We start from the raw sequence: 23,501 nt of genomic DNA, 5'->3' as shown, positions 1-23,501 counted from the left end.
ATGATCGCCTAAAAGATCTAAAAAGGAAACTCTTAGGCGATAATTAATATTTATATTATTGTCTTAATGGAAGCGCAATATCTGGATAATCGGTAATAATACCATCTACACCCATTTTTAGAACGTTAATCATTTCATCTTTTGTATTAACGGTCCAAGGAAATACTTTCATGTTTTTGGCGTGAATATTTTTCACCTCCTGATGATTTAATAATATGTAATACGGACTGTAAATTTCAGGTACAAAACTTAAGATATTCATATTGGTTTCAAAATCGTTTTCATACGTTAAAAAGGATAGCGTATAATCTGGATATGTTTTATGTAGATATTCTAAAACACGAGGATCAAAACTTTGTATTACAACTCTATTTAACGGTAAGTTTGCCTTCTCTATTTCTGTAATTAATAAATCAGAGAATTCATTTACACTTGGTTGAAATCCGTTAGCTTCATCTGTAGGTGTGCTTTTTATTTCAATGTTATATAGAATTTTAGGATTTTTTTCTTCAGCATAAGTTATAACCTCAGATAATAAAGGTTTGTGTGCTTCAATTTTTTCTTGCTTAGGAAACTTTGGGTTTCCTAAAGAGCCAACATCATATTTTTTTAAAGTTTTGTATTTGTTTTTATATATGTTAAATGTTAAAGCTTCTTCTTTTGTAATGTTATTTCCTTTAGCGTCTAGAGTAATTTCATGGTTTAGCCAAGGTTCGTGAGAGACCACAACTTTTTTGTCTTTAGTAATAACTACATCTAATTCTAAAGTGTTTACTTTTAACTCTAAAGCCTTTTTAAAAGCAAGAATAGTGTTCTCTGGTTCTAATCCTCTAGCACCTCTATGACCTTGTAGTTCGAAATTGTAAAGGTGTTCTTTTTCTAAAATAATATCGTCTATAAAGGCTACAGTTTGGTTGTAAACATTTTTGTAATCTTTAGACCTTAAGTCGCAAGCTATAACATGGTTTCCTGCTTCAGGAAATGCAATTTTTACTTTTTTGTCTTTAGGTGTTCCTAAATTTTCATACATATTTAAAATGGCAGGTACAGAAACAACTTGATCTTGTTCTTTTTCATTCTTGTAATAATAACCTACAAACGTAGGTGCTTTAACTTTAGCAAACATTTCAGGAGTTGCTGTACTAACAAGCATTTTTATTAAAGCTTCATACCCGTCTATATGGTAGGAAGTAGACCAATATTTTGCTTCTTCTTCGTTTCTGTTTTGTTTCATAATTTCACCACCGTTCATTTGTATAAAACCAGCTTTTCCTTCAGGAGTAAGAATGGCATTAAAAGCTGGGTTTTTAAGTCCAATAAAGGGTGAATACATAATAAGACCAGTAATAGAAGAATCTTCGGAAGTTAGTTTTAAACTTAATGTTCCTCCTGTAGATGTGCTTACTAAAATAATTTTTTCACCTAATAATTTACCAATTTGTAAAGCTTTTTTAGCTGTTGAGATATAGTTTTCTGGAGTTAACTTTTTAAAGTTATCTTCTCTATTTAAGCCGTGTTCTTTTAAACGCGACATGTACACATTGGCATTATATTGTTTAGAGAGCATAGACATTATAGGTTCGCCTTCTCTATTGCTAGCTCCAAAACCGTGTAAGTATACAAAAGCAATAGGCGATTGTTTTTCTTTGTAATCTTTAGCCCAAATAATTTTAGCTTCGTTATCGGGTTTTAAATTTGCTGTTTGCTGTTCTGCTGTTTTTACGGCTTCTTCAATATTTAAAATAGTAGTTTGTGTTGTTAATGATTGTCCGAAAGATATAGAAGCATAAAAACATGTAAAGAGGAACGCTAAAAATGAATATAATTTTTTCATAATGATATGAATTAAAAAAACTACGCTGATTAAATAACGTAGTTTTAAATGTGTTGATTTTTTGTTTTAGAAATTTGCTTTAAGTTGTATGCCGTATAATCTAGGAGCTCCACCAATAAAGGTTGGAATGTTAAAAGCACCTCCTGTATTACCTGCATCAATAATGTATTCTTCATCTAATACGTTATTCATGAAAAAGGTAATTTCATATTTTTCATACAAATTTAAACCTGTTCTGAAATTTAATAAACCATAACCATCTTGCGATATTTCTGGTAAGTTGGTTTCTTCAAAAAATACTTTCGATTTATAAGTGTACGATGGTCTAAAAAATAAATCTAGATTTTTGCTTATCGTTGGATTGATGTTAAATCCTAAAGAGAATGAATTTTTAGGTGTTAATCTGAAAGTGTTTCCTGCTAATTCTTGATCGTTACCATCAGAATCTTTATCGTCAAAACTAGCATCGATGTAGCTATAGTTTGCGAAGAAGCTACTGTTTTTAGAGAATGCATATTGTGTTGCTATTTCAAAACCAAAAGTGCTTGCGTTACCACTATCTTTGGTTGTTGCTACTAGTGTGCCATTTTCAAATTCGGTAACACTTGTTTGAAAGTTTGAATAGTTATAAATATATGCGTTTACATCAAACTGTAATCTGTTATTTAAGAATAATGATTTGCCTCCAATTTCGTAAGACCATACTGTTTCATCAGACAATACGTTTGTTTCTGTAGCCGTAATATTAATTACATTAGGTCTTCTTCCTTTAGAGACTGTTCCAAATAATGTTATGTTGTCATCAATATCATAATTCAAAGCAAAACGACCTACAGCTGATAAAAAGTTTTCACTAGCTTCTATTTTTTCACCATTTGTAGATGCGTATAATACATTAGGATAATTTCCTGTTAAGAAGCCAAGGTTAGAAGGTGTTTCTGCATCTGTAACTTCATATGCAGCATTAATATTTTCCCATGTAGCTCTTAAACCTACTGTTAAAGATAGTTTGTCTGTAACATCGTAAGAGGCGTCTGCAAAAATATCGCCCGAATAGTTTTTCCCGTAATTTGTGTATGTTTCTGTATTGTATTCGTTTAAAGGTGCCCCGGCTAATGGTCCGTAAGCAGGATCGTTAGGGATACTTGGTATTAATGTAGGTACTCCATTTATTACAAAGAATTCTGGACTCGCTAATAATACAGCAAAACTTTGTTCATTATATTCCCATGGCACACTTTGAGAGCCGTCTTCAAAGAAGAAATTCGTTCCGAAAAAACCTCTAAATTTATCATCAGTATCAAAATTGAATCTTAATTCTTGACTAAATTGTTTTCCTTTAGATATTTCATTAAAAAATAGGGCAGGAGCAGCAGTTCCGTCAGCATCAAAAGCTTCATCAGAATCGAATGTTCTATATGCTGTAGTTGATGTTAAATCCCAAACCGCATTAAAGTTATGTTTTAATATACCTGTAACACCCCAAACAGTTCGGTCTAAACCTAATGCTTCACCGCGTTCTAAATCTGCAAAAGTATTTGGGCTTAAATCGCCTCCAGCAGGGGCATAAGTTCCGCTTTTAAAACCTGTTCCAGGAGGCGTGTCTTGTTGCCAATTGGCGATAACATCTAAAGTGGTGTTGTTACTTATTAAATATTTTAAAGCTGTTCTAAATGCTAAGGTTTCTTTACCGTTTAAGTCGCCTCCAGAGAGGTTTTTAATATAACCGTCTCTGGTGTTGTAAATACCCGCAACACGTAAAAATAATTTGTCTTTAGCTAAAATAGTATTGGCGTCTCCTGTAGCTAAAAGTTGATTGAAGTTACCATATCCTACTTTTAAAGATCCTGAATTTTCATTTTTAGCTTTATTTTGAATAATGTGCATCGCTCCAATTTGTGCTCCCCGACCAAATAAAGTTCCTTGAGGCCCTTTTAATACTTCAATACGTTCTATGTCGAAAAGCTCGACTACAGAACCTCTAGATTTACTAATAGATACACCATCTTGAAAGATAGATACTCTAGGTTCTACTCTAGAATCTCCGCTATCACTTGTAATTCCTCTAACAACAATACCTGGGTTGTTTACACTCTGAATTTGAACTTGTAAACCAGGAACGTATTCTGATAAGGCATCATATTCAAAAGTACCTTGGTTTTCTATAAATTCTGTGCCGTAGGATGTAATTGCAATGGGCACATCTTTATTTTGTTGTTCTCTTTTTTGCGATGTTACTAGAACACCTTCTAACATATAAGAACTTTCTGATAACGTAAAATTGTGTGTGGTTTTACCAGAAGTAATTGTGACCGTTTTATTAATGGTATTGTATCCTATATAAGAAATCTCTACATTGTAAGATTTACCTTCTAATAATTTAATTTCATAATATCCCTCAAAATCTGTTGTCGTTCCAGTATTTAAGCTCTTAATAGAAATGTTAGCACCAATTACAGGTTCTCCGTTTTCTGTTTTAATAGTTCCGTTTAATTCTCCTTTGTTTTGCCCATTAACAATAAGCAAAAAGGACGATGTTAAAATTGTAAATAGAATTTTAAGCTTCATTTATTTGTATAGTTAAGTATAGATTAATTTCTATCAAAACTATTGATGAGATATTATGTTGGTGTCAATTCAAGATTATTCTATGATTACTATTTAGGTAAATGGTAACTTGTTTTTGTGAATAATTAACAATTATATAAAATCATTTGTTTGCTTGTTTTTTAGGATAGAGTTTGATGTTTATTATTGAAAACTTTGATTGGGATAAATTCTGTTTTATGATTTTTTGTTTCAAAATAGAGGTAAGTTATATACTGAAACTAATATTGGTAAAGAAGTTAGTACTTAAAAAAAATAATATAAAAAAAGCTTACAATCTCAATCTCTTGAAAAGGTAAGCTTAAAGAAGTTTAAAACTGAATTCTATTGCTTTATTTCGATTTGTTTTAGTTTAAAAAAATCAATTTCTGATTGTTGTAATTTTGATTTTGGTATAGAAATAACAAATGGTCTGGATAGATTTAAAGTTAGCCAAATTTTATCCTTTTTTAATTCTATCCTTTTTATCCAATTCCAATTTTTAGTTTCAATTTCGTCTTTATTTGTATGATTTATTATAATCTTGTCTTGATTAAATTCTACTAAAGCATCAAAATTAATGGTCTTTCCTAGAGTCTTTGCACTAAAATACTGTAATGGCCAAAGTATAAGCATAACACCTAAAAAATAGAGTAAAGCCGATACAAAAGGGTGTGTATTGTTTATAGGAATGAGGTATCCCATAATCGCTGTTAGAATTAAATATTTCCAGATTGATTTTTTTAGAAATAAATATATTTTTGCTCTAAGAATAGTATTAAAATTAGAGACTAATCTTTGTGTAACCATTATAATGTAAAGGATGTTGTGTTTGTATTATTTTAAAATAATTATTAGTTATCTTTTTCTTGATTATAAATTTTATCCCAAGCTTTTCGTTTCATTGTAAAAAGAGATTCTTTTTCTAGGTCAAATATAGAGACTTCTTTGTCGCTTATTACAATATGCTGATTCCATTCTACAAAGTTTTTGTAAAGTAACAGTGTGCATATGTCTGTAGATGAAATATATTTACTTGTAATGTGTGAATGAATGGTAGAAATAGTTGGCTTTTCTTTATTTCCCGAAGTATACGGAAATTGTAAAATAGTGTTATGAATTTTTTCTTTCTTGGTGAATTTGTTTTTCTTGTCGTAACTTAATTTATAATCGTTACCAAGTAATATAATTCCAGATACTTGTGGTCCTGTAATAACAAAAACATGGCTTTCTTTATCTGTAATTATAGGGATAAAATTTAAGGCAGCATTTTCGTAAAAGCTAAAAAAACTATCGGTATTGTTGGTGTAAGCTCTGTTTCTAGCGTCTTGTCTGATAGAAATCAGACTTTTTTCTAAATCACTTGCTTTGGTATTTACAGTGTCTATTGTTGTTGGTTGAGGTTTTGGTATACTGTCGAATTCATAACGAATTAAAATTTCGTCAGAGTTAAAACGACTGAAAAATATTGTTCTTATTTTATTGTTCTCAGTTTCGTAAGAAAGGTAACCACCTATTGAGTCTTGCTTTGTTTTAAATCTTGCAAGCATGTCATCAGTACCATACCAAGATCCTTTTTCTATTCTAAAAAGTAATTTTCCTTCATTCAATATGTTTTCAGTTTCCCTATTTTGAGAATAGATAAGTGTACTGGAAAATAATAATAAAATAAGAATAGCTTTTTGCATGGTTGTTAGATTATAATTAGTAATGTTTAATATTCTTAATCGTCTTCAAACATTTTATTTAAAGAGTTTAAGCAGGGCGTTACATCAAAATATAAGCCCTCTATATTTGATTTATTTTCTGCAACGGTTAAATAATCGTAGTGTTCAATTAAGCTTTGGCTACCTGCAAATTGAAATCCAATTACACCCAATAAATCGTATTCGTGAGAGGTGTAAATAACATAAAAAGCATCTTCTTTACTTGCGCCATTTCCAGAACTCATTAAGGCGTCTAATGTAGTTCGGAATTGAATAACTCTATTTTGATAAGTCGCTGTATTTCCTGTTTTTTCTAGTGCATACATCTGATAGTCCATAGCTCTTAAATCGAAGGGGTTTTTTGTAAGCATAGAGTCTGTAAACGTAATTACATTTTTTAAATCGATAGGTTCTAATTTCTTTTTTTGTAATACAACGCTTAAACTATCACTGTAATTAGAACTGGAATAAGGCGAGTAGTTTTTATGAAAAGAGTAACCGTAATAAAGATGTCTTTTTTCTTCTAATGTCATGGTAGAATCTGATTTCTGATATCTATTCATTAAAGAATCGTAAAAAAGGTTTGAATTTTTATTTTGAATGTTTTTTTCAATGGTTTCGTAATTAGGTTTTTCAAAATTCCAATCTTGAGAAAATGATAAAAAACTAACTAACAGACATAAGATTGATACTATGTTTTTCATTCTATATAAGTTTTATGAGATTAAATGAAGACGTTACGGTTTTTAAATACGTTTTTCTTCCTTCATGGTTGCACATTCACTAATAAGGTATTACGCCTTAAAAGGTGTTGTTATTTTATTCGATTATTAAATTTCTGTTTTTAGGATATTTAACTGAATATTTTAAATCTATATTTTTTGTTTTATTGGGCTCTAAATCAAATTTCCATTGTATTTCTCCAGTATCTATGTCTTGTTTACCTTTAGATAATTCTAAAACGTCTACTTTAATTTCATCAAGTGTAGAAACAGGAATTTGGTCCATGATTAACATGTTTATGGTTTCAGACTTATTATTTTTAACAGAAATTGCCCAGTTTCTGTTGTCTTCTTTTTTGCTGCCAATTAATTTTTTAGATGAAAAATCGGAAATCTTTTGCCTGTCTACAACTACATTCTTATCACGGCCAAGAGAAATTTGTAAACTGTCTGAAGCATATCTTACATCTAAAATGGTTTTTCCAACATAAGTGCCTTCAAAAAATATGTTTGCCTCACCTTCTAATAAATTGTATTGCTCCCAATCTTTTATACTTGCAATAAGAAAGGCTTCTTTCTCTATTTTTGGCACACTAAAATACTGATATTCTGCTGGCAAATTATAACTCACCATATTTACAGCATAGCTTTTGTTATCAGATGTAATGGTGTAGGGTAATTCTATTTTAAAATTAACGGTAGTTTGGTTTTCTACTTGGACAAGCGGAATTGGACTACTACTAGCACCTCTAATGTTAAGACCAGTAACTTTTCCTTGTAATTTATCGGATACAGATCTTTTTTTGCTAGTTCCATATCCAACCACAACAACTTCATCTAGTGATGTTATGTCTTCATTTAAACTAACATTATGAATTGGGTTTTTTATATTTAAAACTTGAGACTCGAAACCTAAATATGTAAATTCTAATTGGCTTGAGGTTTCCGGGATCGTAATTGCGTAGTTGCCATCAAAATCTGTGGTTGTTCCAATAGTAGTTCCTTTTACTAATACATTAACACCAGGAAGTGGTTGTGAATCGTTGTCTACAACTTTTCCCGTCACTTGGTTTATTAATCGGTTGTAACTTGGTGGTGCTGTATTATAATTTAAATAATATGTTCTTAATGTTGGTGCAACTCCAGATAAATTTGGGTCTGCAGAGGATAAACTTAATTTAATATTTTTCCAATCTATTTTGGTATCCTGTTTTATGTTTGCTTTATAAATAAGCTCTACAGGCTCGTTTACGTTTTTTGCTCTAATATCATAGCTAGGTAGCCAACCTGCATTTCCTACAACATAAGAAATTTCAAAGTTAGATTTAGTAGTGTTTTTACTTTCTACTTTAATCAAAATTTCACCATTAGCATAGTCTTTTTTACTAGTCATGGTTTGTATCTGGTTTTCAATATCGAATTCCTTTTTTCTTAGGTTAGCTAAGTTTTTGTGTCTATCAATTTCTTTAAGTTTTAAGGCAGTGAGTTTGGAGCTGTAAAAAATAGTAGCGTCTTTAAGATTTGTAACACTTAATTCTTCATTCTTGCCGCCAATATTTCTGTTTTCTTGCAAAAAGGCTAATTCTTCTTTTAGAATGTCTAGATAGGTTTCTTCTAACTTTAAATTGTCTTTTGTTTTTTCAAGTTCAGTTTCTAATGTAATGAGTGTATCTTGTTTTTCTAATTTATCAATAAAATTTTGCTGATGATTAACAGACAGCACAGTTACGTTTTTATCGGCCTTTACTTGTATACTTTTTGAATTGATGAAAGGGGAAAGATTTGTAAATTTCAGTATTGTTTTTCCTTTTTTTAATTCGACAGATTTTTTTCGGACTATTTGAGCGCCCTTAATAAATACAGTAACTTCTTCTATTTCTGAATTGATGGTTTTTTCGTTTATCTCTTGGGAAAATGAAAAGTTGAATGATAAACAAATAACGATAAGTACGATTTTTTTCATAGTGTTTTTAAAAAGAGTCTTGTTCTTAGATCAAAAGAAGCATGTTTAGTATGTTGTGTTTTTTGTGAAAATATATAAAACAAGTTCAGGAAATAAAGAAAATCAAGAGGTTAAGTTGAAAATAGCAATTTTTATATAAAGTGTTGTCTGTTATTTTTTAAACGATATTTACATTAAACAAATGACCTACAAGAGCGGTTAGTCCCATAGCTACAGTACCCCAAAATGTAATCCGGAGTATTGCTTTACTAATGCTAGAGCCTCCTGTTTTGGCGGCCAAAGCTCCTAAAATGATAAGAAAAAATAAAGCAGAACCATAAAGGGAGTATTCCATGTTCTTTAATGGAAGTAATAATGTGACTAAAAATGGGAGTAATCCGCCAACAGTAAATGCAGCAGCAGAGGCCGTTGCTGCTTGTAATGGTTTTGCCTGACTGATTTCATTAATACCCAATTCGTCTCTAATATGTGCTCCCAGAGCATCGTGTTCTGTTAATTCTTTAGCGACAGTTAAAGCCGTGCTTTTTTTTAAACCTCTTTTTTCGTAAATCTCTGCCAGACGTTGTAATTCGAGTTTGGGCATGTTTTTTAATTCAATTTTTTCACGCTCAATGTCGGCTTTTTCTATATCTGTTTGCGAACTTACAGAAACGTATTCTCCAGCCGCCATAGATAAAGCACCTGCGACTAATCCTGCAAGTGTTGCTAAAATAACCGTTTCTCGCATATCGCTCGCCGCAGTAACTCCTATTGCAATACTTGTAGTCGATAAAATACCATCGTTGGCACCAAGCACAGCGGCTCTTAACCAATTACTTCTGTGTATATAATGATTGTCTAAATAATTATCTAACTCTTCGGTTTTTTTAGTCATTTAGTGTGTTTGTCAAAATTACAACGGTTAAGGATGAGAATTATGCTGTTTTGTTTATGAGAATTTTTTTATGAAAAAGACTGGATTACGTAAACAAATCAACTTCTATTGGTTAGATTAAAAATAGTGATTTTTATGCAGAATTTTTCTGTTTTTTTTCAATTTCATAATATTCAATTTCTGTTAAAAAAGTTAATCATACTTAAATTAGTTAATGCTTGAATACCTCATGTTTTCGTCAAACAAAATATGTTTATAAAAATTATTCACTAAGACAGCTAATCTGATTGTAAAAAAAAATGTTTCATGAAAAAACATTGTTTTTCCATGAAACATTTTAGTTGTAACATTGTGTGTTAGTCTGCAAAAAAAATAAATACTAACGTTATTCTAATTGGATTTTTTTAGTTTAAGTATCACTTTATTATGATATGAGTATTACTTAATCCGAATACATGTTATCTATAAGTTCTTTGTATTTTTTTTGAATGACTTTACGTTTTAATTTTAAAGTTGCAGTGATTTCTCCTGCTTCTATACTGAATTCTTTAGGAAGTAAGGTGAATTTTTTAATTTTTTCAAATTTTGAAAATTCCTTTTGTAGCTCTTCAAATCGTTTTTCAAAAAGATCTATAATCTGAAGATTAGTAATTAAATCTTCTACGTCTTTAAAGTTAATTTTATGCTCTAAAGCATATTTTTTTAAATTATCAAAACTAGGAACAGCTAATGCAGTAACATATTTTTGTTGGTCTCCAATAACTGCAATCTGCTCAATAAATGAATCTGTAATTAGAGCATTTTCTAATTTTTGAGGCGCAATATATTTTCCTCCAGATGTTTTCATTAAATCTTTAATTCTATCGGTAATAATTAAATTTCCTTTTTCATCTATTTTACCTGCATCACCAGTTTTAAACCATCCATTATCAAATACAGCAGCAGTAGCTTCGGGTTTTTGATAATATCCTCTCATAACTCCAGGCCCTTTTACTAAAACCTCGTTGTTGTCACCAATTTTAATCTGAGTTCCTTCTATAGGCTTTCCTGCAGAATTAAACTCAAAATGTGTGTCTCCAAAAAGTGTAGCTGTTGCAGTGGTTTCTGTTAACCCATATCCGCATTTAATATTTAGTCCGAAAGAGTGGAAAAACGATACCGTATCTGCTGCTAGTGGTGCACCACCACAAGGCATAAATTTTATACGGCCACCAAATACGTCTCGCAATTTACTAAGTACTAGTTTGTCTGCTATTTTATATTTTAGTTTTAAAGCTGCTGGTACTTTTTTCTCTAGTCGTTTGTGTTTGTTGTAATAATTATTACCAATTCCTAAAGCCCAACTTGCTAGTTTCATTTTAGCAGGAGAAGCTTCTTTTCTTTTATCTTGAATTGCGGCAAAAATTTTCTCGAAGATTCGAGGCACTGTACACATTACAGTTGGTTTTACTTCTTTAATAACATCTACAATTTTTTTAGGGTCTTGATTAAAGTATACTTCAATTCCTTTTTTCAAGCAAAAGAATACCCAACTACGTTCGTAAATATGACTTAAAGGTAAGAAGCTTAGCGACGCGTCTTTTTCTGTAAGGGTTAATTCATGATCATGTGCAGCTAAAGAGCCTCCGAAATTATTGTAATCTAACATGACACCTTTAGGTTCTCCTGTAGTTCCAGAGGTGTAAATAATACTTGCGATGTCTTCAAAATCACACTCGTAATATCGTTTTTTAAGTTCTGTTTCTATTTGTTCACTGGCTTCAAAAGCAGTAAAATCTTCTAAATAAACAGATTTTTGCGAAGCATGAAGTTTAATTGTTTTTGTTAAAGCTACAATTAGTTTTAAATACTTTGAAGTGTCTAAAAGTTCGTAAGCTTTATCGTATTCGTTTTGATCGCCAACAAAAAGCAAACTTACCTTTGCGTCATCTATAACATATTCAACTTCTTTCTTAGAATTTGTAGCATAAATAGGTATAGTTACAGCTCTAACACGCATAATTGCAATATCTGAAATAATCCAATTTGGCATATTTTCAGAAAAAATAGCAATGTTTTGCTGTACCGATATTCCGTAATTTATAAGGGCTTTAGAAAGTGTTTCTATTCGAGATTCAAAATCTAACCAAGAAATGCCTTCCCATGTATTAAGCTCGTTATTTTTATAATAGATTGCATTTTTATTTTTAAAATGCTGACTATTATCTTTTATCTCTTCTACTAAGTGTTTATAGTTCATTACCCTGTTATTCGTTCCGAATTAAAATAGACCTTAGCCTAAATTAAAGCATACAAAGTTACGAATAATTGTACTCTTTTTGACTAAAATGAATGTTTGAGATTTTTTCGGACTAAGAATTTCTCCTTGTTTAGTAATTAATTTTACAGTTTTTTTATAAAAGAAGGGGTAATTTTCTGCTGGTTTTTACTTCGTGTTTAGTTGTGATATTTTACTTGAAATGAAGAGTTGTTGAAGTTGTTTAATTTCAAATGTTTTTGAGTAATTATATAACAATCCTAAAATAATCTGTGTTAAACAGGTACTAATATCCTTAAGTATAATACCAGTTAAATCTAAAATATATGTGAGCTAAATGGTTAAGAGGTAGGAGTATGTAATTAGGTTTAAAGTTTATTTAGAAGTAGCGGGAATAGTGCTTCTATGTTTGTTTATAAAGTTTCTTATTTTTTTATACACTAGCAAATAGGTGGTTGCGGTTCCGAAAGAGAGCAATGTGCCCCAATATATACCATATAATGGATATACGATTGAAATGGTTAGTGAATAGATAATTAATGAAAACATACCTATAGGTACATTTTTAATAACAGTATGTACATGTTCTTTAGAATAAGTTAAGTGTATAATTAATATTAAAGGAAAAAGGGTGGTAGGAAAGGCTGAAAAAAGTCCTGCCCACGTAGGTCCAACAAACTTTGGGACACTTGTAATAACTAAAATAATTAATGCAGCCAGAAAGGCTCTTACAAAAAGCGTTTTATAACTTAGTTTTGCTTTCGTTTTTATATTAATTTCTTTAATATTTTTGAAGAGATAGAGATACAGAAACGAAAATATAATAGGGATTAATATGGCTATATAGGTATTAACTTCTAAATGGTGCAATAACCAAACAACTATAAAGTAACCTAAAATGGCAGACAAAGCCGATAAGAGAATGTTGTATTTATTAAAGAATTTAGATGCAATGTAATAAATATATACAAAGGTTAATGCCGCTGTTAGTCCAATCATATTATAAACGGCACTTTTTGCAGCATATTCAGGATTTACTTCTAGTCCAAAGAAAAATAACGTTATTGCAGATCCTGTTGGATATCCAGATAAAATTCCAGCAACTTTTGGGCTTACATTTTCAGCAAGTACGGATAAGCCAATAACAAACCCAATTGCAACAATTAGTTTAATTAAGAATAGTAATTCTATCATTTTTATTAATTAATATTTTGATTCTCTCATGCAATTTTTGCTAAAAAAATAGAATCTTATTAGATTCTATAAAAAATCAAATATAGTGATCTGAAATCGATGCTTTGCGAAATCTGTACAAAGAAAATTAAATGCTGTTCTTAATACGGTTATAGTGCATATATAGGGGGAATATTAGAGACTAATTTTGTTGAATTAAGGACTTTACATAAAGTCTATGTATAATTCTTAGTTTTTTAATTTCTATACGTAATAGTTTTATAAAATCGGAGCTGTTAGTTTTGTTGGTTTCTAAATGTTTGGTATTAGAATATAGTCTATCAATAAAAAAACGTAAAGATTTCGCGTATTTTAACTTTAGAATATGATTTGTTTCATTCTCTGTTTCAACAATTTTTGGCACTAATTCTAATGAATCAATTACAAGTTTATCTGCGTATTTATCTAAATAATTTTTAGACGTGTGCATGGCTATAACATCTTTGTCATGAGTAATATAAGACGCAATGTGTCTAGACAACTTAAAAATTTCCAAAGATTTCTGGTATATTGTTAAATCTTTAATATTTGTTTTGTTTGACTGTGCCATGTTATTATCCGTTACCACAAAAATAAACACTAAACCGGAAAGATGTATTTAAATGTTGAATTTTTATATGATAAAAAATTCAATCAAAATTAATAAAATCTTAAATACATTATTAAATATTACAATGTTACGAGAAATAGAACCCTGATTTTATAGCTGATATTTAAAAAAGTGAAGCGTTTAGACTTGTTTGTAAATGAGTTAAATATGTGCCAAAAATTAAAAACACAAAAAAAGAGTTCTAATAATGTCAAAAATAATCCATTACTTAAAGATACTATTATAAAATTGCTTTAAAAGCGGTGAAAATTTAAGAATTAATAAATTTATACACTTTTTAGTTTCAAAAATTTATTATAATTTTAGCTCTTGTATAATTTGTTAGATTAATAAAAAAACGAATCCCAATTAATAGCCATTTTCATGAAAAAAACCACCTTAAAAGATATTGCAAAAGCATTAAATGTATCCGTTTCCACAGTATCTAAAGCGCTTCATGACATTCCTGAAATTAGTGAGGAAACGCGTATTTTAATTCAGAATTATGCAAAAGAGAAAAATTACAGACCAAATTATAATGCTTTAAGTTTAAAGAATAAAAGAACAAAAAGTATTGGTGTAATTATTCCTAATATGCTTAATTATTTCTATATGCAAGTATTACAGGGTATAGAAAAAGAAGCAGCAAGTCATGGGTATAGAATAATGACTTGTATCTCTAATGAATCTTATCAGAAAGAAGTTGAAATTATAGATATGTTATCTACAGGAAGTATCGATGGTTTCTTACTTGCAATTTCTAAAGAAACGGAAGAGAATGGGGAGTTTAGTCATTTTACTGATAGTGTTAAATTCGGATTTCCAATTGTAATGTTTGATCGTGTTTCTGAACACGTAGAATGTGATAAAATTATTACAGACGATTTAAATGCTTCTGCAGATGCTGTAAGTAATTTGGTGAAGCAAGGATGTAAACGTATTGCATTTGTATCTCCATTAAAAAATTTAAGTATTGGACGTTTACGTTTTGAAGGATATAAAAAAGGATTAGAACAAAATAATATCGCTTTCGATTCTAGTTTGGTTATAAATACCAACGAAGTAAATTATAAAAATTACGATACTATGATTCGTCCGTTGTTTGATCATAAAATCGATGGTATTATTTCTACGAACGAATCTTCTGCACTTTCTGCAATGGAAATAGCAAAAGAAAATGGTTATAATATACCCGAAGATTTGGCAGTTATTTCTTTTGCTAATGGTTTATTGGCTCGTAATTCTAATCCAAGATTAACATGTGTTAGTCAACATGGTGAAATTATGGGTGCTGTAGCTGCTAAAAAATTAATTGAAAAATTAGAAACGAAAGACGATGCAAAATCGTATTCTACAGAATATATAGAAACAGATATTGTAGTGCGTGATTCTACACGTTAATAAGTTATTATTGCTTGTCTTTTTGCCTAATCATTCTCCATTTTAAATAGTATAAAATACCAATACATACAAGCATAACCACAGTTGTGGTATGCCATGTTACTTGGTATCCGTATTTTGCTATTAAGTGCATTCCCGAATTATGTGCTATAATATGAGCTATAGAAAAAGAGATGCTATACAATGCCATGTATTCCCCTTGATTTCCTTTTTTAGCACGTTCTAAAGCAAAGGCATTAGAAAACGGAAAGGCGATCATTTCTCCAATAGTCATAAATAACATACCTATTACTAATACGCCAGCCCAGCCGCTTATGTTTAAAAATATAAAACTTATAGTTGTTAAAATGGCTCCGAAAACAACCAATCCTGTTTTAGAATACATTGATTTCTCTAAAGACTTAACAAGTGGCATTTCAAGCACAAAAATTAAAAATCCGTTCATTCCCATTAACAATCCAATCTGAAACTCGGATAAACTAAATACCTCTTTATAGAACAATGGTACTGTCGAGAAGTATTGCAAAAAGGCCACTCCAAATAATAACATAGCCAATAAGAAGATAATGTAATTCACGTCTTTATAAGCAGATCTTGGGTTTTCAACAACAATCTCATCAGCAACTTTAACTTTTTTAGGGTGTAATACGTTTAATAGTAATATACCTGCCAAAAAGCATGTAATACCATCTACCCAAAACAGTCCGCCATAGTTTAATGTTACAATTATTAATCCGCCAATAGCTGGTCCTGCAGAAAAACCAAGATTAATAGCCAAACGTATTAATGTTACAGATCTTACTTTATTTTCCTGTTTACTGTATGCACTTAAAGCTACAAACATGGCAGGTCTAAACATGTCGGCAATCATTAGTAAAACAAAAACACCAATAGTTATACCTACAAAAGTTGTTAGAAATTGTAAGGCAATAAATAGAAAACCAGAAGTAATTAAGCTAAAAACCATGACTTTGTAGTAACCAATTTTATCGGTTAATTTTCCGCCTAACCAAGATCCAACGACAGATCCACCTCCAAAAGCACTCATGATCCAGCCTACTTCTATAAGAGTAAAATGTAAGTTTTTAGTCAGGTATAGCGATAAGAATGGGATAACCATAGTTCCAGCTCTGTTAACTAATGTAATAAATGCCAACCACCAAACTTCGTTAGAAAGCCCTTTAAAGGTGTTTATGTAATTTTTAAAAATTGTTTTCATTGTTTTTTTGTTTGGTTTGAGCAAAAAAAAACGTCCAACTTAATACTTTAAGGTTGGACGTTTTTTATATAATATTTAGAAAGTGTTATATATAGCGTGTCCAGTATCTAGAATAAGATACGCGGGTAAGTTTATAAGAGACTTTTCTAGTTAACATTATTGTGGATATTTTCTGATTCAAATCTAGATAAAAAAATGATAAGTTGTATTTTTGAGTTCAAATTTATTCAAATGAAATCATTCTTATATATCGCCTTGTTTTTTTGTTTGTGTTCCTGTTTTCAAAACAAAGAACCTTTAGTTGGTGATACACCTTTTCAGAGATCATTAAATTCTAGTTTTAAAGATGCCAGTCAGTCCCCTTTAAAAAAGAAGGATAGAAAAGAATTTAAAGGTTTAGATTTTTTTAAAGTAGATTCTACATACATCGTTCAAGCGCAATTAAATCATACTCCAGATAGTACATTTTTTGAAATGCCTACAACTACAGATCGTATGGCTAAAGAGCGTGTTTTTGGTGTTGTAAATTTTAAAATTAAGGGTGAAGATTTTAAACTTAAAATTTATGAAAGTCAAGATTTGTTAGATGAAGAAGGCTACGAAGATTATTTGTTTTTACCTTTTTTAGATTTAACAAATGGCGATTCTACTTATGGAGGCGGACGTTATATTGAAGTTCGTGTAAATGATAAAGAAAAGGATACTGTTATTACTATAGATTTTAATACGGCTTTTAATCCGTATTGTGCATATAATGAAAAATACTCGTGCCCAATTGTACCAAGAAATAATTTTTTAAATACAGAAATAAAAGCAGGAGTGAAGGCTTTTAAAAAATACTAGATATATTTTACAAGGTATACTCCAGAAAATACAACCAAAAAACCAAGTATAAAACTCGCACAAGTATAAATTGTAAAGTTTAGAAACTCTCCGGTTTTTAAAAAAGTTTGATTTTCAAAAGCAAAAGTTGAAAAGGTTGTTAATCCGCCGCAAAAACCTGTAGCCAATAATAAGGTGTGGTTTTGGGTTATAAAATGATTTTTAGCAGCTAATCCCAGAACAACTCCAATAAGCAAACTTCCTGTAATATTTACTAACATGGTTCCGTAAGGGATACCTGTACTAGTATCGTTTAGATATTTACTTACAATAAAGCGTAACACACTACCAAAACCACCACCAATAAAAATCAAAACTAAGTGTTTCATTTGTCGTGTCTAAAAATTTAGTTATCGCTTGTTACAGGTGTAGTGACCTCTGGTATTTGAGGAATTGAATCTGTCTCTTGTTTGATAGCAACATAGATTTCGGTAACCCAATCTGCCGGATTAATTTTGTATTTCGGGTTTGTAACATAACTCTCTAACATAATATTACTTTCCGCCTTTTCTAAGTCATTTGTAATCATGTATTCTGAAGTCGTATTCCAAGCTTCATCTAAATAGTTGTAATTACCTTTTAAAGTGGTTTTAAGTGTTTTAAATCCAGGTAGTAAACCTGTCTTGATAGTGTTGTCTGTAGTTGTAATTTCTGTGGTTGTAGGTATGCAGCAAGAGAAGGTTACACTGTTATGTTCTCTATCCCATTTACTAAATGAAATAAAAGGAAAACCAGCCATAGGGATTTGGTTTTCTGAGATATATTTTGTGACTTCAGCCATCATAACTTTTGCCTTATCTTTGTAGTTATCTATACGGCTAGAAGTTGTGTTGTATAAGTAATAACTGCCACTGTGGTTGGTAATACCATTTATTGTAACGCTATATGCTTTCATACTTTCTATAATCGCAGAATCTAGTTTTATAAGTCCTTTTTCAAATTTAGGAGCAAGATCTATTTCAGGGGTTCCAAAAATGGCATAATATACTTTCTTTTTTAACGGAATGTTCTTACTGGTCATGCTTAAAGTTACCGAAGATGTGTTTTCAGAAATAGAATCAATTTTCCAATCTAACTCAGATTTTGGGTATTCGTGGTAGATTAATTCTTGATGTATACTTGTGGGTTTAGAAGACTTTATGGTTGTAATTCTTCCTATAGAATTATCTTGTAACCACGTATACTCTTTACTATTTTGATTAGAGTCTGTAGTGCTTATTTTTTTCCATGGAACCCAAGAATTCCAATGGTTTAAATTATTAAGATAGTTGTAAACTACTTCTTGTGGTGCTTCTACTGTCTTTGTTCTTGAGAAGCTTATTTCGTTTGGTTGAACAGCAATATAAATTGAAGATCCAATGAACGCTATAAGTAGCAAAAACAAGATATATTTTGTTGATTTCATTGATGTAAAATTGTGATAATATCAAAGGTAAACAATTTTATTTCAATTTTTTAAAAACCGTATTTCTTCTTTAAACATGCGTGATTTTTAGTCTTTTTATCTGTAAATAGGCACTTTTAAACCGATATATACATCGGCAGATTTTGATGTGTTTGATATTAAGTTTGAAATGATTGAACTTGATCCAATTGTTAGCGGTCCGGCTCGTAATCCAAAACCACTTCCAAAACCACCATATTGTCTAAAACCAAAAGGTAAATACACACTAAATCTTTTAATTTCAAAACGTGGTGTAAATATTACAGAATTTAAACTGTTTGAAGTTTTAGCTTGATTTGCTTTTGCTATCGAAAAATCTGCTTGAGCGCTCATGTAAAAACGGTCAACAATATTGTAATCTGCTTGTAGGTGAATGGCTGTTGGGAGTTTTATTTTTGCCTTTTCTATTACCGAAGTGTATTCGTATAAATCATCTAAATTATCAATATCAAAATCGTTTGGATTAATTGTTGCATTTAAGTCGTAATTAGATACTTCTGTATCCTTATAATTTATAGAACCAATATCTGTAACAGATACTCCGATTTTTAATTTATAATCAGTATTAAGATCGTCTAAAGTGTTGTTTTTAATCCATTCGTAAATAAGTCCAATGTCAGCTCCAAAACCAGTACCTAAATTTTCATATTTAAGGTTGTCAATATCAAAATCTCCTGTAACACCATAAACCAAATTTCCAGTTGTTTCTAATGTATTTGCAGATGCATTGTAATTTCCCTTTAACTCATTGGTACTCATAAAAGCAGATCCTATTCCTTGTAAATACTTTAAGGTTATGCCTCCTTTAATTTTATGATTTTTATTATTATAAAGTATATGACCGTAAGAAAACCCAAGTTCTGCCCATGCATGAATTGCTCCTGTAAATTCATCGTTTTTGAAATTAAAATTTTCCGTTTCATCAAAATCATTTTTTATGTTTTCAAATAATTCTCCATTTATTTTATTGATATTTACAAAGGATCTTACTCGTGAAATTAATGCAACACTATTACTTTTATTAATATTTAGCATTATAGAAGGTCCCATAACATCTAAATTCACAAAAAAGTTATTATTATCTTTTGGAAATGTTTTGGTGTCTTGTTCTGAACTAAAAATATTTTCAGAATTTACTAAATTATTTAAAGTCATTGCATAGTAATCATTTGCGCCAAAAGAACTAAGGGATAAAATATTAATGTCTAATTTCATTTTAGAACCCACACTTGTTGCAGGGTTATAGATAACACTATGTATCCCCGCATAGTTGTCTACAGTATGTCCAATGTAGTTTTGCGCTTTTATCGTATTACAGATTGATGTAAAAAAGACAAGAGTTAGAAGTATAGGGAGGGGTTTCATATCCGTTATTTTTTATTAAGAACGGAAAATAAATGAAAGGTATCTAAAAATAAATGATGTTTTTTTAGATTAAGATTGGTTTTTTGTGTTTTAAAAACAAAAAACTTAATAATGTAGCTTGTTTTTTGCGTAAAATGTAAAGCGTTATTAACCTTTAAATATTAATTTTATACTGATAATAAATAATAAGAAGGCAATAAAAGCAACAAGCACCCATATACTACCATTGTAATATTTTTTATGAAGTGCGAAATCTTTTTTATAAGTATAAAATATTGAGATAACAAAAACTATAAAAAAGATGACTCCAAAAATCAATTGACCTTTTGTAAACATAGGGTACTATGAGAATTAATTAAAAAAATGATGCTAAAATTTAAAATCTGTGATAAGTTGCTTAAATATTAGAATCTAATTGCAACTTTATCAAGTTTGTAAATGTAATCAAAATTATAATATATTAATAATATGAAGAGTAAAATAGAGGCTGTAAAAGCATTTCATACAGCATATAAACTAGGATATAGTGAAACACCTCTTGCCGATTTAGGTAAAGATAAAAATATGTTGCGTTTTAACTTAATGAAAGAAGAAAACGAAGAGTATTTAGAGGCTGCCAATAATAAGGATCTTGTAGAGATTGCAGATGCCTTAGGAGATATGTTATATATTTTATGCGGGACTATAATTGAGCATGGTTTACAGCATAAAATAGAAGATGTCTTTAACGAAATACAACGCAGTAATATGAGTAAACTAGATGCCGATGGTGAACCTATATATAGAGAAGACGGAAAAGTATTAAAAGGGCCAAACTATTTTAAGCCGGATATAGCTTCTGTTTTAGATAAATAAAAAAAAGAGCGACTGTTTTAAGTCGCTCTTTTTAGTTTTATATTATATACTTTGTCTCCAACCGTAAGGGTCTTCAGATTTGTTATATTGTATATTTAATAATTTCTCTTTAAATATAGAAGAGAAGTTGTTGTCCATTTTCGGAATTTCAAAAAGATCTCCTTTATAAGAGAATGCAGATATTGGACTAACTACAGCAGCTGTACCAGAACCAAAAACTTCTTTTAAAGATCCGTTTTTGCTAGCTTCGACTAATTCACTTACTTTAATAGGTCTTACATCTACAGCAATACCAGAATCTTTAGCAATTTGGATAATACTTTTACGAGTAATTCCATCTAAAATTCTTTCACTAGTTGGTGCAGTAACTAAAGTGTCGTTAATTCTAAAAAAGACATTCATAGTACCAGCTTCTTCAAGAAACTCATGAGTATCTGCGTCTGTCCAGATAATTTGTTGAAAACCTTCTTGGTTTGCTAGACTTGTAGGGTAAAATTGTGCAGCATAATTTCCTGCAGCTTTTGCGTAACCAACACCTCCGTTAGCAGATCTACTAAATTGTTCAGCAATTAGCACACGTACATCTCCAGAATAATACGATTGAGCCGGCGAGCAAATAATTAAGAACTTGTATTCTAAAGCAGGAGATGCAGCAATAGCAGGTTCTGTTGCAATAACAAAAGGTCTAATGTATAGCGAGTTTCCAAAACCAGGTTGTACCCATGCTTCGTCTAATTTTACCAAAGCTTTTAAGCCTTCCATAAAAACGTCTTTTGGAAATGCAGGTATAGCCAAACGTTCTGCAGATTTGTTAATGCGTTCAAGGTTGTCTTCAGGTCTAAATAACCAGACATTATTAGCTTCGTCCTTAAATGCTTTCATGCCTTCAAAAACAGCTTGGCCGTAATGAAAAACACGAGCAGAAGGATCTAAAGTTAAAGGTGCATAAGGCGTAATTTCTGGCTTCTGCCATTCGCCATTTTTAAAATCACAAACAAACATGTGATCTGAGAAAACTTTACCAAAAGACAAATTATCAAAATCCACATCATGTATCTTGCTCGTATTTGCTTTTGTAATTTCAATCGTATTTGTCAAAATATTACAATTTACTAGATTAAACAGTATTTAATTATACCCTAAAAGTAGTATAAAATTTTTAAAAATCGAGTATATTTACGTTTCGAATTAATTGATTATATAATTTAGTAAATCCTTCTTTTTTAGATTTTAATATTTTAATTAATCTTTCGCAAACTTCATTATTTTGGAACGTAAATTTATTACAACAGCAGATGGTTCTTCAACCATTTATTTACCTGATTTAGACGAAACTTATCACTCTAGACATGGGGCAATTCAAGAGGCTTTACATGTGTTTATTAAGGAGGGATTAAAATATACTTTAGAAGAAAAACCAGATTTAAATCCTATCTCTATTTTAGAAATAGGGTTCGGTACTGGTTTAAATGCGTTTTTAACATGTTTAGAATCTAAGAAATTAAATTGTAAAATAAATTATACAGGAGTAGAAGCATATCCTGTAACTGCAGACGATTTACTTCATATTAATTATTCGAAATCTATAAATCAAGGTGCTAACGAATCGCTTTTTAATACTCTTCATACTGTTGCTTGGGAATCTAAGCAAGATATTTCAGAAGGTTTTTCTTTATTAAAACAACAAAAATCTTTTAATGATATTACAGACAATGCGTTGTATGATATTATTTATTTCGATGCTTTTGGCCCAAGAGTTCAACCTGATTTATGGGGAGAAGCTGTTTTTAAAATTATGTTTAAAGCTTTAAAACCAAGCGGGATTTTGGTAACTTATTCTGCACAAGGTAATGCTAGAAGAGCAATGCAAGCCGTTGGGTTTACTGTAGCTCGTATTCCAGGGCCTCCAGGGAAAAGAGAGATGTTGAGAGCAATTAAAATTTAATAAATAGACGTTATGACTACAAATGTTGAAGACCTTTTATTTAAAAATGAAGACTATACAAGTAACCCTTTGCCTTTAGGCGATTATGATGGCTGCTCCTTCGAGCAATGCGATTTGTCTAATAGCGATCTTTCTGGGTTTGTGTTTACCGACTGCGAGTTTATAGATTGTAATTTAAGTAATGCAAAACTTAAAAAGACAGCTTTTAACGATGTTGTTTTTTCAGGATGTAAATTATTAGGATTAGATTTTAAATCTATAAATACATTTTTAATGCGTTTAAATTTTAACAATTGTAATCTTCAAATGACGCATTTCGATTTTTTAAAACTTAAACGTAGTGTGTTTATAAATTGTGAATTACAACAAGCCTCATTTCAAGGCAGTGATTTAACATATGCAGATTTCGAGGAGAGTAATTTACAAGATGTACAGTTTATAGATGCAAATCTAGAAAATGCAAATTTTTTAACCGCATATAACTTTAATATCGATCCTGAACATAATAAAATGAAAGGTGCTAAATTTTCTAGGAATGATTTAGAAGGTTTATTACAAAAGTATCAACTTGAAATTAGTTAACTACGTATTAGTCTGTTTTACAGATTAGTGTTAAACCTTACTTA

At 30.3% G+C, this 23,501-nt stretch carries 20 protein-coding genes; 5 read left to right on the top strand and 15 right to left on the bottom strand.

All coding sequences use genetic code 11. The features are described from left to right. Positions 1-55: 55 nt before the first annotated feature. The 10 genes from Q1B05_RS09545 to Q1B05_RS09500 all read right to left on the bottom strand — a co-directional run bounded on the left by Q1B05_RS09545 (position 56) and on the right by Q1B05_RS09500 (position 13,725). Entirely contained in the window at positions 56-1,834 is a 1,779-nt protein-coding gene (locus Q1B05_RS09545) for a glycerophosphodiester phosphodiesterase family protein (protein ID WP_299780021.1), read from the bottom strand. A gap of 66 nt (positions 1,835-1,900) precedes the next feature. Continuing rightward, positions 1,901-4,402, bottom strand: a complete 2,502-nt coding sequence (locus tag Q1B05_RS09540; protein ID WP_299780019.1) for a TonB-dependent receptor — start codon at positions 4,400-4,402, stop codon at positions 1,901-1,903. Between the two features lie 363 nt (positions 4,403-4,765). Continuing rightward, positions 4,766-5,230 carry a hypothetical protein gene (locus tag Q1B05_RS09535; RefSeq protein ID WP_299780017.1) on the bottom strand — a complete coding sequence of 155 codons (465 nt, stop codon included), beginning with the start codon at positions 5,228-5,230 and terminating at the stop codon, positions 4,766-4,768. Positions 5,231-5,274: 44 nt separating this feature from the next. Further along, positions 5,275-6,108: a hypothetical protein gene (locus Q1B05_RS09530; protein ID WP_299780015.1), complete on the bottom strand. Its 834-nt coding sequence runs from the start codon at positions 6,106-6,108 to the stop codon at positions 5,275-5,277. A 35-nt stretch (positions 6,109-6,143) separates the two neighbouring features. Then, positions 6,144-6,830, bottom strand: coding sequence for a DUF4919 domain-containing protein (locus Q1B05_RS09525; RefSeq protein ID WP_299780011.1), 687 nt, complete (start codon positions 6,828-6,830; stop codon positions 6,144-6,146). 115 nt (positions 6,831-6,945) lie between these two features. Further along, the gene (locus Q1B05_RS09520; RefSeq protein WP_299780009.1) at positions 6,946-8,811 is read right to left on the bottom strand and encodes a DUF4139 domain-containing protein; all 1,866 of its coding nucleotides are present in this window, start codon (positions 8,809-8,811) and stop codon (positions 6,946-6,948) included. Positions 8,812-8,968: 157 nt separating this feature from the next. Beyond that, positions 8,969-9,685: a VIT family protein gene (locus tag Q1B05_RS09515; protein WP_299780007.1), complete on the bottom strand. Its 717-nt coding sequence runs from the start codon at positions 9,683-9,685 to the stop codon at positions 8,969-8,971. A 442-nt stretch (positions 9,686-10,127) separates the two neighbouring features. After that, a complete protein-coding gene (locus Q1B05_RS09510) occupies positions 10,128-11,924 on the bottom strand; it encodes a long-chain fatty acid--CoA ligase (RefSeq protein WP_299780005.1) in 1,797 nt (598 codons plus the stop codon). Between the two features lie 393 nt (positions 11,925-12,317). Beyond that, positions 12,318-13,136, bottom strand: a complete 819-nt coding sequence (locus Q1B05_RS09505; protein WP_299780003.1) for a hypothetical protein — start codon at positions 13,134-13,136, stop codon at positions 12,318-12,320. 181 nt (positions 13,137-13,317) lie between these two features. Next, positions 13,318-13,725 (bottom strand): hypothetical protein, encoded by a 408-nt coding sequence (locus tag Q1B05_RS09500; protein ID WP_299780001.1) that lies wholly within the window; start codon positions 13,723-13,725, stop codon positions 13,318-13,320. Positions 13,726-14,148: 423 nt separating this feature from the next. Here Q1B05_RS09500 and Q1B05_RS09495 point away from each other — a divergent pair, with 423 nt between their 5' ends. Beyond that, on the top strand, positions 14,149-15,165 hold the full coding sequence (locus Q1B05_RS09495; protein ID WP_299779999.1) for a LacI family DNA-binding transcriptional regulator: 1,017 nt from the start codon (positions 14,149-14,151) through the stop codon (positions 15,163-15,165). 7 nt (positions 15,166-15,172) lie between these two features. On the opposite strand, the gene Q1B05_RS09490 is transcribed toward Q1B05_RS09495, so the two are convergent. Further along, on the bottom strand, positions 15,173-16,384 hold the full coding sequence (locus Q1B05_RS09490) for an MFS transporter (RefSeq protein WP_299779997.1): 1,212 nt from the start codon (positions 16,382-16,384) through the stop codon (positions 15,173-15,175). 231 nt (positions 16,385-16,615) lie between these two features. Between Q1B05_RS09490 and Q1B05_RS09485 the strand changes: the two genes are divergently transcribed. Continuing rightward, complete coding sequence (locus Q1B05_RS09485; protein ID WP_299779995.1) at positions 16,616-17,227, top strand: DUF1684 domain-containing protein; 612 nt, start codon at positions 16,616-16,618, stop codon at positions 17,225-17,227. On the opposite strand, the gene crcB is transcribed toward Q1B05_RS09485, so the two are convergent. The 3 genes from crcB to Q1B05_RS09470 all read right to left on the bottom strand — a co-directional run bounded on the left by crcB (position 17,224) and on the right by Q1B05_RS09470 (position 20,075). Continuing rightward, a complete protein-coding gene (crcB, locus tag Q1B05_RS09480; protein WP_299779993.1) occupies positions 17,224-17,595 on the bottom strand; it encodes a fluoride efflux transporter CrcB in 372 nt (123 codons plus the stop codon). The two genes, Q1B05_RS09485 and crcB, sit on opposite strands and share 4 nt — an antisense overlap. 17 nt (positions 17,596-17,612) lie before the next feature. Next, positions 17,613-18,671 carry a GyrI-like domain-containing protein gene (locus Q1B05_RS09475; RefSeq protein ID WP_299779991.1) on the bottom strand — a complete coding sequence of 353 codons (1,059 nt, stop codon included), beginning with the start codon at positions 18,669-18,671 and terminating at the stop codon, positions 17,613-17,615. A gap of 96 nt (positions 18,672-18,767) precedes the next feature. Beyond that, complete coding sequence (locus Q1B05_RS09470; RefSeq protein WP_299779988.1) at positions 18,768-20,075, bottom strand: DUF5723 family protein; 1,308 nt, start codon at positions 20,073-20,075, stop codon at positions 18,768-18,770. A gap of 468 nt (positions 20,076-20,543) precedes the next feature. Here Q1B05_RS09470 and Q1B05_RS09460 point away from each other — a divergent pair, with 468 nt between their 5' ends. After that, a complete protein-coding gene (locus Q1B05_RS09460; protein WP_299779981.1) occupies positions 20,544-20,930 on the top strand; it encodes a nucleoside triphosphate pyrophosphohydrolase family protein in 387 nt (128 codons plus the stop codon). Between the two features lie 42 nt (positions 20,931-20,972). Here the strand turns inward: Q1B05_RS09460 and Q1B05_RS09455 are convergent, their stop codons facing one another. Next, positions 20,973-22,028: a branched-chain amino acid aminotransferase gene (locus Q1B05_RS09455; protein WP_299779979.1), complete on the bottom strand. Its 1,056-nt coding sequence runs from the start codon at positions 22,026-22,028 to the stop codon at positions 20,973-20,975. 169 nt (positions 22,029-22,197) lie between these two features. On the opposite strand from Q1B05_RS09455, the gene mnmD reads away from it, so the two are divergent. Both mnmD and Q1B05_RS09445 read left to right on the top strand, forming a co-directional pair. After that, positions 22,198-22,875, top strand: a complete 678-nt coding sequence (gene mnmD, locus Q1B05_RS09450; RefSeq protein WP_299779977.1) for a tRNA (5-methylaminomethyl-2-thiouridine)(34)-methyltransferase MnmD — start codon at positions 22,198-22,200, stop codon at positions 22,873-22,875. 12 nt (positions 22,876-22,887) lie between these two features. Then, positions 22,888-23,457 (top strand): pentapeptide repeat-containing protein, encoded by a 570-nt coding sequence (locus Q1B05_RS09445; RefSeq protein WP_299779975.1) that lies wholly within the window; start codon positions 22,888-22,890, stop codon positions 23,455-23,457. Positions 23,458-23,501 lie beyond the last annotated feature (44 nt).

This window comes from uncultured Formosa sp. (assembly GCF_947500765.1).
In the GTDB taxonomy this organism is placed as follows: domain Bacteria; phylum Bacteroidota; class Bacteroidia; order Flavobacteriales; family Flavobacteriaceae; genus Formosa.
The sequence above is the reverse complement of the archived record's forward strand: the minus strand, read 5'-3'. Positions and strand labels throughout refer to the sequence as shown.

Excerpts from the sequence above, each read along its gene's own strand:
- Q1B05_RS09545 (WP_299780021.1), bottom strand. The coding sequence starts at position 1,834 with ATGAAAAAATTATATTCATTTTTAGCGTTCCTCTTTACATGTTTTTAT.
- Q1B05_RS09540 (WP_299780019.1), bottom strand. The coding sequence starts at position 4,402 with ATGAAGCTTAAAATTCTATTTACAATTTTAACATCGTCCTTTTTGCTT.
- Q1B05_RS09535 (WP_299780017.1), bottom strand. The coding sequence starts at position 5,230 with ATGGTTACACAAAGATTAGTCTCTAATTTTAATACTATTCTTAGAGCA.
- Q1B05_RS09530 (WP_299780015.1), bottom strand. The coding sequence starts at position 6,108 with ATGCAAAAAGCTATTCTTATTTTATTATTATTTTCCAGTACACTTATC.
- Q1B05_RS09525 (WP_299780011.1), bottom strand. The coding sequence starts at position 6,830 with ATGAAAAACATAGTATCAATCTTATGTCTGTTAGTTAGTTTTTTATCA.
- Q1B05_RS09520 (WP_299780009.1), bottom strand. The coding sequence starts at position 8,811 with ATGAAAAAAATCGTACTTATCGTTATTTGTTTATCATTCAACTTTTCA.
- Q1B05_RS09515 (WP_299780007.1), bottom strand. The coding sequence starts at position 9,685 with ATGACTAAAAAAACCGAAGAGTTAGATAATTATTTAGACAATCATTAT.
- Q1B05_RS09510 (WP_299780005.1), bottom strand. The coding sequence starts at position 11,924 with ATGAACTATAAACACTTAGTAGAAGAGATAAAAGATAATAGTCAGCAT.
- Q1B05_RS09505 (WP_299780003.1), bottom strand. The coding sequence starts at position 13,136 with ATGATAGAATTACTATTCTTAATTAAACTAATTGTTGCAATTGGGTTT.
- Q1B05_RS09500 (WP_299780001.1), bottom strand. The coding sequence starts at position 13,725 with ATGGCACAGTCAAACAAAACAAATATTAAAGATTTAACAATATACCAG.
- Q1B05_RS09495 (WP_299779999.1), top strand. The coding sequence starts at position 14,149 with ATGAAAAAAACCACCTTAAAAGATATTGCAAAAGCATTAAATGTATCC.
- Q1B05_RS09490 (WP_299779997.1), bottom strand. The coding sequence starts at position 16,384 with ATGAAAACAATTTTTAAAAATTACATAAACACCTTTAAAGGGCTTTCT.
- Q1B05_RS09485 (WP_299779995.1), top strand. The coding sequence starts at position 16,616 with ATGAAATCATTCTTATATATCGCCTTGTTTTTTTGTTTGTGTTCCTGT.
- crcB (WP_299779993.1), bottom strand. The coding sequence starts at position 17,595 with ATGAAACACTTAGTTTTGATTTTTATTGGTGGTGGTTTTGGTAGTGTG.
- Q1B05_RS09475 (WP_299779991.1), bottom strand. The coding sequence starts at position 18,671 with ATGAAATCAACAAAATATATCTTGTTTTTGCTACTTATAGCGTTCATT.
- Q1B05_RS09470 (WP_299779988.1), bottom strand. The coding sequence starts at position 20,075 with ATGAAACCCCTCCCTATACTTCTAACTCTTGTCTTTTTTACATCAATC.
- Q1B05_RS09460 (WP_299779981.1), top strand. The coding sequence starts at position 20,544 with ATGAAGAGTAAAATAGAGGCTGTAAAAGCATTTCATACAGCATATAAA.
- Q1B05_RS09445 (WP_299779975.1), top strand. The coding sequence starts at position 22,888 with ATGACTACAAATGTTGAAGACCTTTTATTTAAAAATGAAGACTATACA.